The following is a 14,304-nucleotide window of genomic DNA, read 5'->3' as shown; positions in this document are numbered from 1 at the left end:
TAGCTGACGCCGTGAAAATTCGCCGCCCGAATCAGGATTGAACCGCACGCGAACGGGTAAGAGGAGGACCGCGGAGTTACGCGTCACAGGAGGTGGACAGGTGAGTGCTGAGAGTGCCCCGGGCACACTGGAGATCAGTGCGCGCACGGAAGGGGCCGCGGTGGTCGCGGCCGTGCGCGGCGAGATCGACATGGCTTCGGCGCCGGAGCTGGAGGCCGGGCTGGTCGCGGCCCTGCGCCCGGCTCCGGCCACGTTGATCGTCGACCTCTCCGGCGTCGGTTTCCTCGGATCCGCGGGGTTGAGCGTGTTGCTCGGCGTCTCGCGCGCGCACCCGGAGCTGGATCTGCGGATCGTCGCGACGGCGGTCGCCCGCCGCCCCATGGAGCTGACCGGACTGGACCAGCTGCTCGCGGTCTTCGATTCGCTCTCGGCCGCGCTCGCGGCGCCCGCGCGCGCCCGCATCGCCTGAGTTCGCCGCTCAGCCGCGCACGACGCGTTCGTGGGCGGTCAGCACGATGTGATCGGTGCGGCGACGCAGCTCGGGGGTGTGCCGGGTGAGACCGCGGAACTCCAGCACCATCTGGGAGGCCAGCTCCCGCACCTTGGTATTGGTCTCCTGGGAACGCCATTTCAGCACCCGATACGCCTGGTCCGGGCTGATGCCGTAGACCAGGCTCAGACCGCCCTTGGCCTGTTCGATGGTGGCGCGGGCCGCGATGATCTCCGGCAGGGCCTCCGACAGCGCGTCGCTGCGCTCCTCCTCCAGCGTCTCGGTCACGTCGAGGTAGTAGCCGGAGACGCCGACCACCCGGCCGTCGTCGTCGAGGAGTTGATCGCCGACGACCATCACCTCGCGCAGCGCGCCGCCGGTATCGAGGAGGCGGTGGTGGCCGCAGATCGGGTCGCCGTTCTCGACGGCGGTGGAGATGCTGGACTCCACCGGCTGCTGGTCCTCGGGGTGCTTGTGCGACAGCAGCAGCTCGGTGGTGGGTTCCACTTCGCCGGGCGCGTAGCCGTACATGGCAGCCACCTCGTCGGACCACTCCCAGCGGTGATCGGCGAACCAGAACCGGAACCAGCCCACACCCTCGCAGGGGCCGGCCGCGAGCACGCTGTCGACGATGTCTGCCGGTGTCGCGGTGGGCGTTTGTTCGGAACTCATCGGCACAGTATCGGCTGGTCGTCCGCTTCTGGGTAGTATCGGGTCGCCTCACGGTCCAAAAACTCGCCGTTGAGCCGAGTTCGGCGTGCCTCGAGCACGTCACCTGACTGATCGGAGGCCGTGTTGTCCGAACGTGCCCTTGTCGGTGCGTTGCCCGGTGACGACGGCCTCGCCGCTGCCCTCGCCGCGCCCCGGATACCACCGAATCCGCGACCGGACCTGCCGGTCGTGCTGCTCGTCGAAGACGATCCCGGTGACGCGCTGCTGGTGGAGGAGCTGTTCGCCGATGGTGCGCCCGGGCTGCGGCTGGAGTGGGTGCGCTCGCTGGCGGAGGCGGATGCGTGGCTGGCCCGGGGTGTGCCCGACTGCGTCCTGCTGGATCTGAACCTGCCCGACTCACACGGGCTGGACGCGCTGGCGCGGGTCCGGCGCCACACCGACCAGGTGGCGGTGGTCGTGCTGACCGGGCTCGACGAGGAACACACCGGACTGGCGGCGGTGGCCGCCGGCGCCCAGGACTACCTGGTCAAGGGCCGGGTGGAAGCCGAATTGTTCGGCCGCGCCGTCCGTTACGCGATCCAGCGCAAGCAGGCCGAACGCACGGCCGCGGAACTCCGGCTGAGTCATCTGCGCGCGGAGGAGAACGCGCGCCTCGAACGCGGCCTGCTGCCCACGCCGCTGCTGCGCGGCGAGCAGGTGGTGGAGGTGGTGTCGCGCTACCGGCCCGGCCGCGACGACGCCCTGATCGGCGGCGATTTCTACGATGTCGTGCAGGAGGCCGACGGCACCCTGCACGCGTTGATCGGCGACGTGTCCGGGCACGGCCCGGACGAGGCCGCGATCGGGGTGGGGCTCCGATTGGCCTGGCGCACACTGGTGCTCGCCGGGATCACCGGGGTGCCGCAGCTGCGGCTGCTGGAGCAGGTCCTGGTGGCCGAGCGCACCGGGAACCACTCCTTCGCGACGGTGATCACCCTGCGGGTGCGGCCCGGCGGGCGGGTCGAGGTGCTCCGGGCCGGGCACCCCGGCATGCTGCTGCGCCGCGCGCGCGGCACCGAATGGGTCTATCCGCCGGGCGGTCCCGCGCTCGGCTTCCTCCCGGGGCGGGCCGAATGGCCCCTGACGGAACTGACTCTGACGCCGGAGTCCGGTTTGCTGCTGCTGACCGACGGCTTGTTCGAGGCGCGCATCGACGAGCACGGCCGCCGCCTGGGCGAAGACGGTCTGCTGGCGCTGGCCAACAGCGTGGTGGCCGACGCGCCCGCGGACTATGTCGACGAGCTGATCGACCGGGTCGAAACCGCCGCGGCCTCGGCCGGCGGGCTCGACGACGATGTCGCGGTCGTGCTGTTGCGGGGGTTCCGCTCCGCCGGTGCGGGGTTCGGCTCTACTGTGTCGTCGTGATTTTCCTGACGGTCGGCCTCGTCCTGCTGGGGATCTTCGCGCTGCGCTTCCATGTGGAGCGCAGACGCATCAGCAATGGCGTCTTTCTCTTGCTAGGCATCACGGTGACGGGTGTCTGGGCCGCCGGCGCGGGCGGCCAGACCGATCCACTGCGCACCCTCACCGGCGTGCTGGTCATCCTGTCGCCGATCGCGGTGCTGGCGCTCGCGGGCCTGCTGCTGGGCAACGGCCTGCAGATGGTGCGCAACGAGGGTTTACGCATCGCCAACCTGTTGTCGATCGGCCCCGGTCTGATGCTGCTGGTGCCCTACGTGCTGCTCGGCGTCGCCGTGGTCACCGGGAATCTGCGCTCGGTCGTGCTGTCGATGCTCGCGATGGCGCTGTGCTACTTCGGTTTCGTGTTCGCGAGCTTCGTACTGTATTCGCTGGTCTACGGCTTCCTGCCGTACCGGCCCGGCATGGACGCGATCGTGGTGCACGGTTCCGGTCTGGTCGGGGCGCGGGTCTCGCCGCTGCTGGCCGGCCGGCTCGATCGCGCGGTCTACATCTTCGCCGCCGAGGCCGCGGAGGGGCGGCGGCCGGTGATCATCGCCAGCGGCGGCAAGGGGCCGGACGAGGCGGTGCCGGAGGCGGCGGCGATGGCGGAGTACCTGATCGCGCGCGGCGTGCCGGAAGAGTGCGTGGCCACCGAGCAGCGGTCCACCACGACCCGGGAGAATCTGCTGTTCGTCAAGCGCCTGCTCGGAGATCGCGGCACCAAGATTCGAATGGTGCTGGTCACCAGTAATTTTCATGCGCTGCGGACGGCCATCCTGGCCCGGCGGCTGAAATTGGACGCCGAGGTGACGGGGGCGCGCACCGCGTTCTACTACCTGCCCAGCGCGATGTTCCGGGAGTTCGTGGCGCTGCTGGTCGCCTACCGGTGGACCAATGTGGTGACCTGTCTGGCGCTGGTGGCGCTGCCCCTGGTGCTCGCCCTGTCGACCGGCGGGGTGCTGCACGGATGACGGGTGTGTGGTGAAACGCCAAGGTTTTTGATTACGACGAGGTCGGCGGCGAGCAGTTAATCTAGTACGTTCTCTGGGATAGCGAGAAGAAAGTTCTCGGGCGAGGTGGTGGCGTGCAGTGTCCGTCGTCGCCGCCGCGCCCGGCCGTCCGGCGATATTCGGGCGGGTATGTGGAGGTGACCATGCTTGTTGACCACGCCATCGGAATCTGGCTGGGAGACAAGGATCATGCTTAGTCGTCGCCTGCGGAAGACGCTGGGCGGCACGGCGTTCACCCTGCTGCTGCTCACCTCCTGCGCCCAGAACAGCGCCGATCCGGCCGCGGTGGAACCCACCACGATCACCCAGGCCGCCGCGCGCTCCGAGCAGCAGAACCTGTCGATGACGCGGCCGGGCACGCTCGCGCACAGCTTCCAGCAGTTGCAGGGCAGCTGGCGCGGTCACCTGGGGCTGGCCGTGATGCCGGTCGGCAGCACCAAGATGGTCAGCTTCGGCGACTGGTCCACCGGCCCGGCCTGGTCGACCATGAAAGTGCCCTTGACGATCGCCGCGCTGCGCAAGAACGCGAGCAACAACACCTACAACGCCACCACCGCGATCACGCAGTCCGACAACACGGCGGCCGACGCGCTGTGGCAGGCGCTGGGCGGCGCGCAGGAGGCGGCCAAGGCCGTCGAGGCGGTGCTGCGCGAGGGCGGCGACGCCACGACCGTCGTGCCGCCGACCCGCACCCGCGCCGAGCACTCCGCGTTCGGGCAGGCGGAGTGGTCGCTGAGCGAGCAGGTCCGATTCGCGTCCGAATTGCCGTGTCTGCCGCAGTCGTCCACGGTGCTGAACATGATGACGCAGATCATTCCGGCGCATCGCTGGGGTCTGGGCGCGTTCAGCGGCGCCGAATTCAAGGGCGGCTGGGGTCCGGACCCGGCCGGCAACTACCTGGTCCGGCAGTTCGGGCTGATCGACACCGCCGGTGGCCAGATCGCGGTCGCCTTTGCCGCGCAACCGGATTCGGGCGCGTTCAACGACGGCATGACCGCCGTGGACAAGATGACGACGCTGTTGAGTCAGCATATGGACGAGCTCGCCGGCGGTAAGTGCGCCGCCTGATTCCCACCGGGGGAGGGCGTGGCGAACGCGGACGGCCGAACGCTGGCATGATGGCGGCCATGCGCATCGGAGTCTTGACCGGAGGCGGAGACTGTCCAGGACTGAACGCGGTGATCCGCGCGGTCGTTCGCACCGCGAACGGCCGCTACGGTGACGCGGTCGTCGGCTTTCAAGACGGCTGGCGCGGCCTATTGGAGGATCGCAAGATCACCATCGCCAACGACGACCGCACCGACCGGCTGCTCACCAAGGGCGGCACCATGCTCGGCACCGCCCGCACCAACCCCGACGTGCTCCGCGAAGGGCTCGGCCGGATCAAGCGCACCCTCGACGACAACGGGGTGGAGGCGCTGATCCCGATCGGCGGCGAAGGCACCCTCACCGCCGCCAGCTGGCTCTCCGACGAGGGCGTGCCGGTGGTCGGCGTGCCCAAGACCATCGACAACGACATCGACTGCACCGACGTCACTTTCGGCCACGACACCGCGTTGAGCATCGCCACCGACGCCATCGACCGCCTGCACACCACCGCCGAATCGCACCAGCGCGTCATGCTGGTCGAGGTGATGGGCCGGCACGCGGGCTGGATCGCCATGCACGCCGGCATGGCCGCGGGCGCGCATCTCACCCTGGTGCCCGAGGTGCCCTTCGAGGTCGACGAGGTCTGCGCCATGATCAAGCGCCGCTTCCAGCGCGGCGACAAGCACTTCATCTGCGTGGTCGCCGAAGGCTCCGCGCCCGCACCGGATTCCGGTTTCACCCTGCGCCAGGGCGGCGTCGACGAGTTCGGCCACGAGCGCTTCACCGGCGTCGCCCAGCAGCTCGGCGCCGAGATCGAGCGCCGCATCGGCAAGGAAGTCCGCACCACCGTCCTCGGCCACATCCAGCGCGGCGGCAGCCCCACCCCCTACGACCGCGTCCTGGCCACCCGCTTCGGCCTGCACGCCGCCGAGGCCGTGCACGCCGGCCACTTCGGCCAGATGGTCGCCCTGCGCGGCACCGACATCGACCTCGTCCCCCTGTCCGAAGCCACCAAACAGCTCAAGCGCGTCCCCGACGACCGCTACCGGGAAGCGGAAGCCTTCTTCGGCTGAGGGTTCGACGAAAGTCCGGCGAGGTTATAGCTATTGGCTATAGCCTTTGCCGGTGGACAAACGACTTTGCGGGATGAGTGCACGGGAATCAGGACCTTCGGCCAGTAGGGTAGGCGCTATGCCGATGCCACCGAACGAGCCGGAGCGGCTTGTGACCGTGGAGGAATTTCTGGCGGGCAGTCCGGACCAATTCGGTGAGATCCACGATGGTGTGTTGATCACCGCGCAGGCGCAGTCGGCAGCGCATCACCTTGTTCTCCGTCGGCTGGAATACGCACTCGAGTACGCCATCGACCCGGACGGTCCCTGCCTGGAGGTGCACGGCGACACTCCAATGCGCCTGACCGACAACGATTGCACCGATGTGAAACGGCGGGCTCGGTTCCGCTACCCGGACATTCTTCTCCGCGATTGCAGCAACGGGCCGTACGACGTTCAGACGGTGGCCAGCGAAACTCTGCTTGTTGTCGAGGTCACCTCCGAGGACACTGCGGACACCGATCTGGGCCTCAAGCGTGTGCTCTACGCCCGCGAGGGAATCCCGATCTATCTCATCGTGCATTTCGACAAAGGCTGGCAGGAAATTACCGAGATCGAGGAGTACAGACTCGATTGGTCGGGGCGCCGCTATGTGTCGCGGCAAACCCATACGGGTGGTTTGCTTCTCACCGAACCGGTCAAACTCGCAGTGACATTCGAGGATCTGCAGAGTCGACTCCCGCCTCGCCGCTGAGTCCCTCGGTAGGGTGGATTTCATGCGGAGTGGGCGACTGGTCGCGTTGGTGCTGTTGGTGGTTGCCGCGGTGGTGGCGGGGTGCTCGGAGGAGTCGAATCCGCCGGAGCCGACGATCGGGGATTGGCACGGGGCGATCCAGACACCCGGGGCGCCACTCGAAGTCGGGGTGACGTTCAAGGCGGATGGCGCGACCATCGACATTCCGGCGCAGGGAATCGCGGGTGCGGCGCTGAAGGATGTGCAGACCAGCCGGGACGCGGTGACGTGGACCATCGCGGATATTCCGGGGGATCCGAAGTTCAAGGGGCGCTACGACTCCGCGGGCGACAAGATCACCGGCGATTTCACGCAGTCGGGGCAGACCTTCGCGCTGACCATGGAGCGGGGCAAGGTGGTGCCGCCGGCCCGCCCGCAGGAACCGAAGCCGCCGTTCCCGTACCAGTCCGAGGATGTCAGCTACCGCAGCGGTGACCTGACCATCGCGGCCACGCTGACCAAACCGCAAGGCCCCGGCCCGTTCCCGGCGGTGCTGCTGATCACCGGCAGCGGCCCGCAGGACCGCAACGAAGAACTCATGGGGCACAAGCCGTTCCTGCTGCTTGCCGACACCCTGACCCGCGCGGGTTACGCGGTGCTGCGCGCCGACGACCGCGGCGTCGGCGGCACCGGCGGCGATCTCGATGACGCGAACTACGACGATCTGAGCGCCGACGCCGCCGCCGGCGTGAGTTTTCTGCGCGCCCGCGCCGACATCGACAAGAACCGGGTCGGCCTGCTCGGCCACAGCGAGGGCGGCTATCTCGCGCCCAAGGTCGCCGCGCGGCCCGACAGTGGCGTCGCCTTCCTGATCTCGATGGCGGGCCCGTCGGTGCCCGGCCGGGACGTGCTGATCGAGCAGAACCGGGTGATCCTCGGCGCGGGCGGCGCGAGCCCGGAGGAGATTGACAAGCAGGTCCGGTTCGTCACGGAGTGGTCCGAGGCGCTGGTTCGCGGTGACCTGGCCGCGGCCAAGCAGGTGCAGGTGCGCCAGAACGAGACGGTGCCCGTCGAGCAGCGCCAGAGCGAAGCCGCCATGAACGCGATGAACAGCAAGTACATGGCCGCGTTCCTCGCCTACGATCCGGGCCCGGACCTGGCCGCGCTGCGCATCCCGGTCTTCTCCTTCTTCGGCGACAAGGATCTGCAGGTGCCGCCCGCGCAGAGCGCGCAGCGGATGCGCGAGGTGCTGGCCGCCAACCCTGATCAGACGGTGCGCGTCTACCCCGGCCTCAACCACCTCATGCAGCCCGCGCCGACCGGTCAGCTCAGCGAATACACCACCATCGAAACGACCATCGCCCCCGAGGTGCTGACCGACATCACCGCCTGGCTGACCCAGCGCTTCCCGCCGAAGTAACCCGGCCCCGCCTCGTCACCCGTCATCCCGGCGAACGCCGGGATCCAGCTGCATTCCCCCCGACCGCTTTACCTAGGATGGTCGCCATGAGTGCAGCCACGGTCGAGTTGATGGATTACGCCGACGTCCTCACCCGCTACGAGCCGGTGCTGGGCATGGAGGTCCACGTCGAGCTGTCCACCGCGACCAAGATGTTCTGCGGTTGCCCCACCGAATTCGGCGCGGAACCCAATACCCAGGTGTGCCCGGTGTGCCTGGGCCTGCCGGGCTCGCTGCCGGTGGTGAACGAGAAGGCCGTCGAGTCCGCCATCCGGATCGGGCTCGCGCTGAACTGTTCCATCACCCCGTGGGGCCGGTTCGCGCGCAAGAACTACTTCTACCCGGACCAGCCGAAGAACTACCAGATCAGCCAGTACGACGAGCCGATCTGCGGCAACGGCCACCTGGACGTGCTGCTCGACGACGGGAGCACCTTCCGCGTCGAGATCGAGCGCGCGCACATGGAAGAGGACACCGGCAAGTCGCTGCACGTCGGCGGCGCGACCGGTCGCATCCACGGCGCCAGCCACTCGCTGCTGGACTACAACCGCGCGGGTGTGCCGCTGATCGAGATCGTCACCAAGCCGATCACCGGCGCCGGCGAGCGCGCGCCCGAGGTGGCCCGCGCCTACGTGACGGCGCTGCGTGAGGTGCTGAAGTCGCTCGGCGTCTCCGACGTTAAGATGGAGCAGGGCTCGCTGCGCTGCGACGCCAACGTCTCGCTGATGCCGGTGGGCGCGAAGGAATTCGGCACTCGCACCGAGACCAAGAACGTGAACTCGCTGCGCAGCGTCGAGGTCGCGGTGCGCTACGAGATGCGCCGCCAGGCCGCGGTGCTCGCCGCCGGCGGCACGATCCTGCAGGAGACCCGCCACTTCCACGAGACCGACGGCTCCACCTCGCCCGGTCGGGTGAAGGAGACCTCCGAGGACTACCGCTACTTCCCGGAACCGGATCTGGAGCCCGTCGCGCCGGACGCGGCGTGGATCGAGCAGCTGCGCGGCACCATCCCGGAGTACCCGTGGCTGCGCCGCGCCCGGCTGCAGGCCGACTGGAACCTCTCCGACGAGGTCTTCCGCGACCTGGTCAACGTGGGCGCCCTGGATCTCATCATCGCCACGGTCGACGCCGGCGCCTCGGTCGACACCGCCCGCGCCTGGTGGGGCAACTCGCTGGCCGCCACCGCCAAGGAGCGCGAGGTCGCCCTGGCCGATCTGCCCATCACCCCGGCGCAGGTGGCCGAGGTGATCAAGCTGGTCGAGGCCAAGACGATCAACAGCAAGGTCGCCAAGCAGGTCGTCGACGCCGTGCTCGCGGGCGAGGGCGATCCGGCCCAGATCGTCGAGGCCAAGGGCCTCGGCATGGTCTCCGACGATTCGGCCCTGCAGGCCGAGGTGGAGAAGGCCCTGGCCGCCAGCCCCGACATCGCCGACAAGATCCGCTCCGGCAAGGTGCAGGCCGCGGGCAAGATCGTCGGCGACGTCATGAAGGCGACCCGCGGCCAGGCCGACGCCGCCCGCGTGCGCGAGCTGGTGCTCGCGGCCTGCGGCGCCAGCTGACCTGACATACGGAGAACGGCGTCCCACCGATCGTGGGACGCCGTTTCGCATGCCTAGTCCGGCGTGCCGCCGCCACCGGACGGCGGCGGAATCTTCACGACCCGATCGTCGAACGGCCCGTGATTGTCGTCGTTGTTGACCGTGGCCACCCAGATGGCCCCGTCGCTGGCCGCCGCGGCGCCACCGAGCCGCCCGTACTTGTCCTGGTTGGTGAGCGCGGGCTGGGTGGTGATCGTGTGCGACTGCGCGTCGACCTCCGCGATGGCCAGCGCTTTCCCGTTCGTCAGCGCGATCGCCACCATCTGCGGCCCGGCCGCGCAGCCCGCGACGCCGGGCCGGTCCGGCCAGGTCCAGCCGGTGCTGACCGCGCCGTCCTTGCCGATGCGCTGCAAGCGGTCTTCGGTGCCGGTGCGGTCGGTGACCCAGGTGCTGTCGGCGCCGTCCCAGCACAGATCGCCGCCCATGCCGAGGCCGGAGAGCACCTCCTCCGAGGCCGCCCCCGGGGCCGGCGATTTGATCCGCAGCACCTTGCCCTGCCCGGGCCGCCCGGCGTCACCGGTCAGCACCAGCAGTTCGGTCGGCGAGACGAATTCGAGCGCGCCGTGATTGCCGGTGGCGCCCTTGGGGATTCCGGTCAGGATGTCCTTGGGCTGGCCGCCCTCGGAGATGCGCACGACGCGGTTGTCCGAACCCGTGGTGATGTAGGCGTAGATCAGCCCGTCCTCCCGGTAGGTGGGGGACAGCGCCAGATCGGTGATGCCGCCGTCGCCGGAGGCGTCGACATCCAGTTTCGCGATCTCCATCGGCGGCACCTGCGGATCGCTCTCGCCGACCGGCACGGTTTTCAGGATCCGGCCGGTGCGCCGCTCGGCGACCAATGCGCTGTCGCCGAGCCCCACCAGGCCGCCGGTGGAATCCAGGCAGGTGCTGATCACGGCGGGATCCGGGTCGATGCACGGGCCCTCCGGCCGCGGCGGCGCCTTCTGGGTCGATTTCGGCGCCTTCGGATTCGCGGGCGCGAACGTGGGTTCGGGTGTGAAGGGACTGGCGGCGGAATCGTCGAAACGCGCACAGCCGACCAGCAGGACCGAGCCGAGCGCCAGACTCAGGGCGACGCGGCCCGCGACAACCAAACTCATGGTAGAGACGTTACGGAAATACCGGCGGCCCCGCTTCTTCCGGGTACGTGTTGCCGCGATCGGGTCGCGAATCCGCCGCGCGGCCAGGGTGTCTCGCGCGCGTAGCAGCACTGGCCAGGGTATGCCGGGATCGACGTGCCGTAGCGTCTAAGTCTCCCGCCGATCGATCGAGCGGCATAGGGTATTGCCCGTGACGGACAAGCCCAAGGACCCCCCCGGCGATCCCGACGCGGCCACCGGCCGCGGTGTGACCAGCCCGTACGATTCGCCGACCGGGCAGTTCCCGCGCGTCGGCGGCGGCCCCGAACTGCGCAAGGACGTGCCACGCACCGAGGAGGAATTGGGCCTCGATCCCGACGTCCCCACGGTGGGGGAGCAGAACGCCACGACGGCCCCCTACTCCTACGCCAGCATCCCGCCGGCGGCCAACGCCCCGGGCGAGCCGAGCGCCGCCATGCGCCGCCGTGTCGCCGAAAGCCGCCGCGGCACGCTGGATCTCGGCCTGCTGGTGCTGCGCCTGGTGGTCGGCGGCACCTTCATCTACCACGGCCTGCAGAAGCTGACGGGCTGGTTCCACGGCCCCGGCCTGGACGGCACCCGCGACATGATGACCGGCGGCGGCTGGGATCACGCCACCCTGGCCGCGATCCTCGTCACGACCGGTGAGCTGCTCGGCGGCGTGCTGCTGGTGCTGGGTCTGGCCACGCCGCTGGCCGCGGGCGCGGTGCTGGCCGTGATCATCAACGCCTGGCTGTGGAAGCAGGGCATGATCCCGGGCTTCCAGTACAACGCGGGCACCAAGACCGGCGTCGAAATGGACAGCATCCTGGTGGGCGCGGCGGCCGCGCTCATCCTGACCGGCCCGGGCCGGTTGTCGCTGGATCGCAACCGCGGCTGGGCGCTGCGCCCGGCCTGGGGTTCGTTCGTGGTGCTGCTGCTGGCGGTGGCCGTCGCGATCCTGACCTACTGGTTCCTGCACGGCGGCAACCCGCTGACGGGCATCGGCCCGTTCGACTGAGCCGAACGAGAAACGGCGTCCCTTCCGCTGGAGGGGACGCCGTTTTCGTTGTGTCACAGGCCGCTTACGGCACGTAGCGCACCGCGCCCTTGTCGGCGGAGGTGGCCAGCGCGGCGTAGGCGCGCAGCGCGGTGGTGACCGGGCGGACCCGGTCGACCGGCTGCCACGGCCGCTCGGAGGCTTCCATCTTGGCCCGCCGCTCGGCCAGCACCGCATCCTCGACCAGCACCTCGAGCGTGCGGGAGGCGACGTCGATGCGGATCTGGTCGCCGTCCTCGATCAGGCCGATCGCGCCGCCCGCGCCCGCCTCGGGCGACATGTGCCCGATCGAGAGGCCGGAGGTGCCGCCGGAGAAGCGGCCGTCGGTGATCAGCGCGCACTGCTTGCCCAGGCCCGAGCCCTTGAGGAAAGCGGTGGGGTGCAGCATCTCCTGCATGCCCGGCCCGCCCTTGGGGCCCTCGTAGCGCACGACGATCACGTCGCCGGGCTTGATCTTCTTGCCGAGGATCGCCGAGACCGCTTCCTCCTGCGACTCGACCACCACGGCCGGGCCCTGGAAGGAGAAGAGGTCTTCGTCGATGCCCGCGGTCTTGAGGATCGCGCCGTCGGGAGCGATGTTGCCGCGCAGCACGACCAGGCCGCCCTCGACGGTGTACGCGTGCTCCTTGTCCCGGATGCAGCCGCCCGCGGCGTCGGTGTCCAGCGAGGACCAGCGGTTGTCGGTGGAGAACGGCTCGGTGGTGCGCACACCGCCCGGCGCGGCGTGGAACAGCTCGAGGGCTTCGGCGGAAGCCTTGCCGGAGCGGATGTCCCAGGTGTCGAGCCACTCGTCGAAGCTCTCGGTGTGCACGGTGGACACGTCCTCGTGCAGCAGGCCGGCGCGGCGCAGTTCGCCCAGGATGGCGGGGATGCCGCCGGCGCGGTGCACGTCTTCCATGTGGTAATCGGAGTTCGGCGAGACCTTCGACAGGCACGGCACCCGGCGGCTGATCTCGTCGATGGTGCTCAGATCGAAATCGATCTCACCCTCCTGGGCGGCGGCCAGGGTGTGCAGCACCGTGTTGGTGGAGCCGCCCATCGCCACGTCCAGGGCCATCGCGTTGCGGAAAGCCTTCTCGTTGGCGACGTTCCGCGGCAGCACGGAGGCGTCGTCCTCGCGGTACCACTTGTTGGCGATGTCGACGATGACCGTGCCCGCGCGCTGGAACAGCGCCCGGCGCGCGGCGTGGGTGGCCAGGGTGGAGCCGTTGCCCGGCAGCGCCAGGCCCAGCGCCTCGGTGAGGCAGTTCATCGAGTTGGCGGTGAACATGCCCGAGCAGGAACCGCAGGTCGGGCAGGCGCTGCGCTCGACCTCGTCCAGGCCCTCGTCGGAGACCGCCTGGTTCGCGCTCGCGGAGATCGCGACCACCAGGTCGGTCGGCGCCTGCGCGACGCCGTCGACGACCACGGCCTTGCCGGCCTCCATCGGACCGCCGGAGACGAAGACGGCCGGGATGTTGAGCCGCATGGCGGCATTGAGCATGCCGGGGGTGATCTTGTCGCAGTTGGAGATGCACACCAGCGCGTCGGCGGTGTGCGCGTTGGCCATGTATTCGACGGAGTCGGCGATGATCTCGCGCGAGGGCAGCGAGTACAGCATGCCGCCGTGGCCCATGGCGATGCCGTCGTCGACGGCGATGGTGTGGAACTCACGCGGGACGCCGCCGGCGGCGCGCACGGCCTCGGCCACGATCTCGCCGACATCCTTGAGGTGGACGTGGCCGGGCACGAACTGGGTGTAGGAGTTCGCGATGGCGATGATCGGCTTACCGAAATCGGAGTCGGTCATGCCGGTGGCGCGCCAGAGCGAGCGGGCGCCGGCGGCATTGCGGCCGATGGTGGTGGTGCGTGAGCGAAGGGGTGGCATTGGCTGGATCCTCGATGGTCGCGGGGGCTGATGTGCGACGGCGCGCAGCGCAGGGGCTGCGGCCGTTCCACGGTACTCCCCGGTCGATCGGGGTAAACGTGGTGGGCCGCGCGGCTACGCGCCGCATTTCGGGGGATCGCCGCGAGGGGGTGTCGCCGGCGCCGGCGGTGTCGTCCGGGGAGTGCCCGCACCGTCTCGGCCGCGCCCCGGGCCGGGGTGTCACCGTGCCCGAGACGCTGTGTCGTCAGTCTATCGGCGCGGGGCGCGCGAATATTCCGTGGTGCAATCCGTCACACGATCGCGTCTCACTATTCGGGACGCTCCTCGGCGGCTCGTTCGGCGGCCTGCTCGGCCTTGCGCCGCTCGTACTCGGCCTGCTCGGCGTCGGCGGCCGCGGCGAAGAGATCCGGGATCCGGCCCTGCGACGCCGTGATCAGCGCCCGCAGCTTGTCGTAGCCGACGGCGGGCAGCTTGACGGTGGTCTCGTCGCTCAGGTGCGCCCGCACGTAGCCGCGCTTGGGGATCGAAACACCCTTGATCTCGGCCCAATCCAGGTGCCGGCCGCCGAAGACGGTGCGCAGGTCCAGCCCCTCGTCGGTGACCGTGGTCCGGGTGCGCTCGATCCACACCACGACGGCCACCGGCAGTAGCAGCAGCCACCACAGGCCCAGCGGCCAGCCCGCGAAGAAGAAGAACACGCAGAAGAACAGGACGACCACGGCGATATAGGCCGTCTG

At 69.5% G+C, this 14,304-nt stretch carries 13 protein-coding genes; 9 read left to right on the top strand and 4 right to left on the bottom strand.

Going from position 1 to position 14,304, the window contains the following annotated elements; genetic code table 11:
* The first annotated feature begins 100 nt into the window (after positions 1 to 100).
* Positions 101 to 469 (top strand): STAS domain-containing protein, encoded by a 369-nt coding sequence (locus tag AB0I43_RS34230; RefSeq protein ID WP_356977778.1) that lies wholly within the window; start codon positions 101 to 103, stop codon positions 467 to 469.
* A gap of 9 nt (positions 470 to 478) precedes the next feature.
* Here AB0I43_RS34230 and AB0I43_RS34225 read toward each other — a convergent pair whose 3' ends face one another.
* Positions 479 to 1,162, bottom strand: a complete 684-nt coding sequence (locus AB0I43_RS34225) for a PAS and ANTAR domain-containing protein (protein WP_356977776.1) — start codon at positions 1,160 to 1,162, stop codon at positions 479 to 481.
* Between the two features lie 195 nt (positions 1,163 to 1,357).
* Here AB0I43_RS34225 and AB0I43_RS34220 point away from each other — a divergent pair, with 195 nt between their 5' ends.
* The 7 genes from AB0I43_RS34220 to gatB all read left to right on the top strand — a co-directional run bounded on the left by AB0I43_RS34220 (position 1,358) and on the right by gatB (position 9,504).
* A complete protein-coding gene (locus AB0I43_RS34220) occupies positions 1,358 to 2,566 on the top strand; it encodes a SpoIIE family protein phosphatase (protein ID WP_356977960.1) in 1,209 nt (402 codons plus the stop codon).
* The gene (locus AB0I43_RS34215) at positions 2,563 to 3,573 is read left to right on the top strand and encodes a YdcF family protein (RefSeq protein WP_356977774.1); all 1,011 of its coding nucleotides are present in this window, start codon (positions 2,563 to 2,565) and stop codon (positions 3,571 to 3,573) included. The genes AB0I43_RS34220 and AB0I43_RS34215 overlap by 4 nt, the downstream gene beginning before the upstream one ends.
* 228 nt (positions 3,574 to 3,801) lie before the next feature.
* The gene (locus tag AB0I43_RS34210; protein WP_356977772.1) at positions 3,802 to 4,680 is read left to right on the top strand and encodes a hypothetical protein; all 879 of its coding nucleotides are present in this window, start codon (positions 3,802 to 3,804) and stop codon (positions 4,678 to 4,680) included.
* A gap of 59 nt (positions 4,681 to 4,739) precedes the next feature.
* On the top strand, positions 4,740 to 5,774 hold the full coding sequence (locus AB0I43_RS34205; RefSeq protein ID WP_356977770.1) for an ATP-dependent 6-phosphofructokinase: 1,035 nt from the start codon (positions 4,740 to 4,742) through the stop codon (positions 5,772 to 5,774).
* 118 nt (positions 5,775 to 5,892) lie between these two features.
* The gene (locus AB0I43_RS34200; protein ID WP_356977768.1) at positions 5,893 to 6,507 is read left to right on the top strand and encodes a Uma2 family endonuclease; all 615 of its coding nucleotides are present in this window, start codon (positions 5,893 to 5,895) and stop codon (positions 6,505 to 6,507) included.
* 22 nt (positions 6,508 to 6,529) lie between these two features.
* Positions 6,530 to 7,906, top strand: coding sequence for an alpha/beta fold hydrolase (locus AB0I43_RS34195; protein ID WP_356977766.1), 1,377 nt, complete (start codon positions 6,530 to 6,532; stop codon positions 7,904 to 7,906).
* A gap of 86 nt (positions 7,907 to 7,992) precedes the next feature.
* Complete coding sequence (gene gatB, locus AB0I43_RS34190; RefSeq protein WP_356977764.1) at positions 7,993 to 9,504, top strand: Asp-tRNA(Asn)/Glu-tRNA(Gln) amidotransferase subunit GatB; 1,512 nt, start codon at positions 7,993 to 7,995, stop codon at positions 9,502 to 9,504.
* 53 nt (positions 9,505 to 9,557) lie between these two features.
* Here the strand turns inward: gatB and AB0I43_RS34185 are convergent, their stop codons facing one another.
* Positions 9,558 to 10,643 carry a PQQ-dependent sugar dehydrogenase gene (locus tag AB0I43_RS34185; protein ID WP_356977762.1) on the bottom strand — a complete coding sequence of 362 codons (1,086 nt, stop codon included), beginning with the start codon at positions 10,641 to 10,643 and terminating at the stop codon, positions 9,558 to 9,560.
* 190 nt (positions 10,644 to 10,833) lie between these two features.
* On the opposite strand from AB0I43_RS34185, the gene AB0I43_RS34180 reads away from it, so the two are divergent.
* Positions 10,834 to 11,661, top strand: a complete 828-nt coding sequence (locus AB0I43_RS34180) for a DoxX family protein (RefSeq protein WP_356977760.1) — start codon at positions 10,834 to 10,836, stop codon at positions 11,659 to 11,661.
* 64 nt (positions 11,662 to 11,725) lie between these two features.
* Here AB0I43_RS34180 and ilvD read toward each other — a convergent pair whose 3' ends face one another.
* A complete protein-coding gene (gene ilvD / locus AB0I43_RS34175; RefSeq protein ID WP_356977758.1) occupies positions 11,726 to 13,567 on the bottom strand; it encodes a dihydroxy-acid dehydratase in 1,842 nt (613 codons plus the stop codon).
* A 308-nt stretch (positions 13,568 to 13,875) separates the two neighbouring features.
* Positions 13,876 to 14,286, bottom strand: a complete 411-nt coding sequence (locus AB0I43_RS34170; RefSeq protein WP_356977756.1) for a PH domain-containing protein — start codon at positions 14,284 to 14,286, stop codon at positions 13,876 to 13,878.
* Positions 14,287 to 14,304 lie beyond the last annotated feature (18 nt).

It is taken from the genome of Nocardia sp. NPDC050435 (genome assembly GCF_040655395.1).
In the GTDB taxonomy this organism is placed as follows: domain Bacteria; phylum Actinomycetota; class Actinomycetes; order Mycobacteriales; family Mycobacteriaceae; genus Nocardia.
Note: the sequence above shows the minus strand (reverse complement) of the source record. Positions and strands in the feature narration are given on the sequence as shown.

What these genes read in the sequence shown, in the direction of transcription:
- AB0I43_RS34225 (WP_356977776.1), bottom strand. Translation starts at nt 1,162, where the DNA reads ATGAGTTCCGAACAAACGCCCACCGCGACACCGGCAGACATCGTCGAC.
- AB0I43_RS34210 (WP_356977772.1), top strand. Translation starts at nt 3,802, where the DNA reads ATGCTTAGTCGTCGCCTGCGGAAGACGCTGGGCGGCACGGCGTTCACC.
- AB0I43_RS34205 (WP_356977770.1), top strand. Translation starts at nt 4,740, where the DNA reads ATGCGCATCGGAGTCTTGACCGGAGGCGGAGACTGTCCAGGACTGAAC.
- AB0I43_RS34200 (WP_356977768.1), top strand. Translation starts at nt 5,893, where the DNA reads ATGCCGATGCCACCGAACGAGCCGGAGCGGCTTGTGACCGTGGAGGAA.
- AB0I43_RS34195 (WP_356977766.1), top strand. Translation starts at nt 6,530, where the DNA reads ATGCGGAGTGGGCGACTGGTCGCGTTGGTGCTGTTGGTGGTTGCCGCG.
- gatB (WP_356977764.1), top strand. Translation starts at nt 7,993, where the DNA reads ATGAGTGCAGCCACGGTCGAGTTGATGGATTACGCCGACGTCCTCACC.
- AB0I43_RS34185 (WP_356977762.1), bottom strand. Translation starts at nt 10,643, where the DNA reads ATGAGTTTGGTTGTCGCGGGCCGCGTCGCCCTGAGTCTGGCGCTCGGC.
- ilvD (WP_356977758.1), bottom strand. Translation starts at nt 13,567, where the DNA reads ATGCCACCCCTTCGCTCACGCACCACCACCATCGGCCGCAATGCCGCC.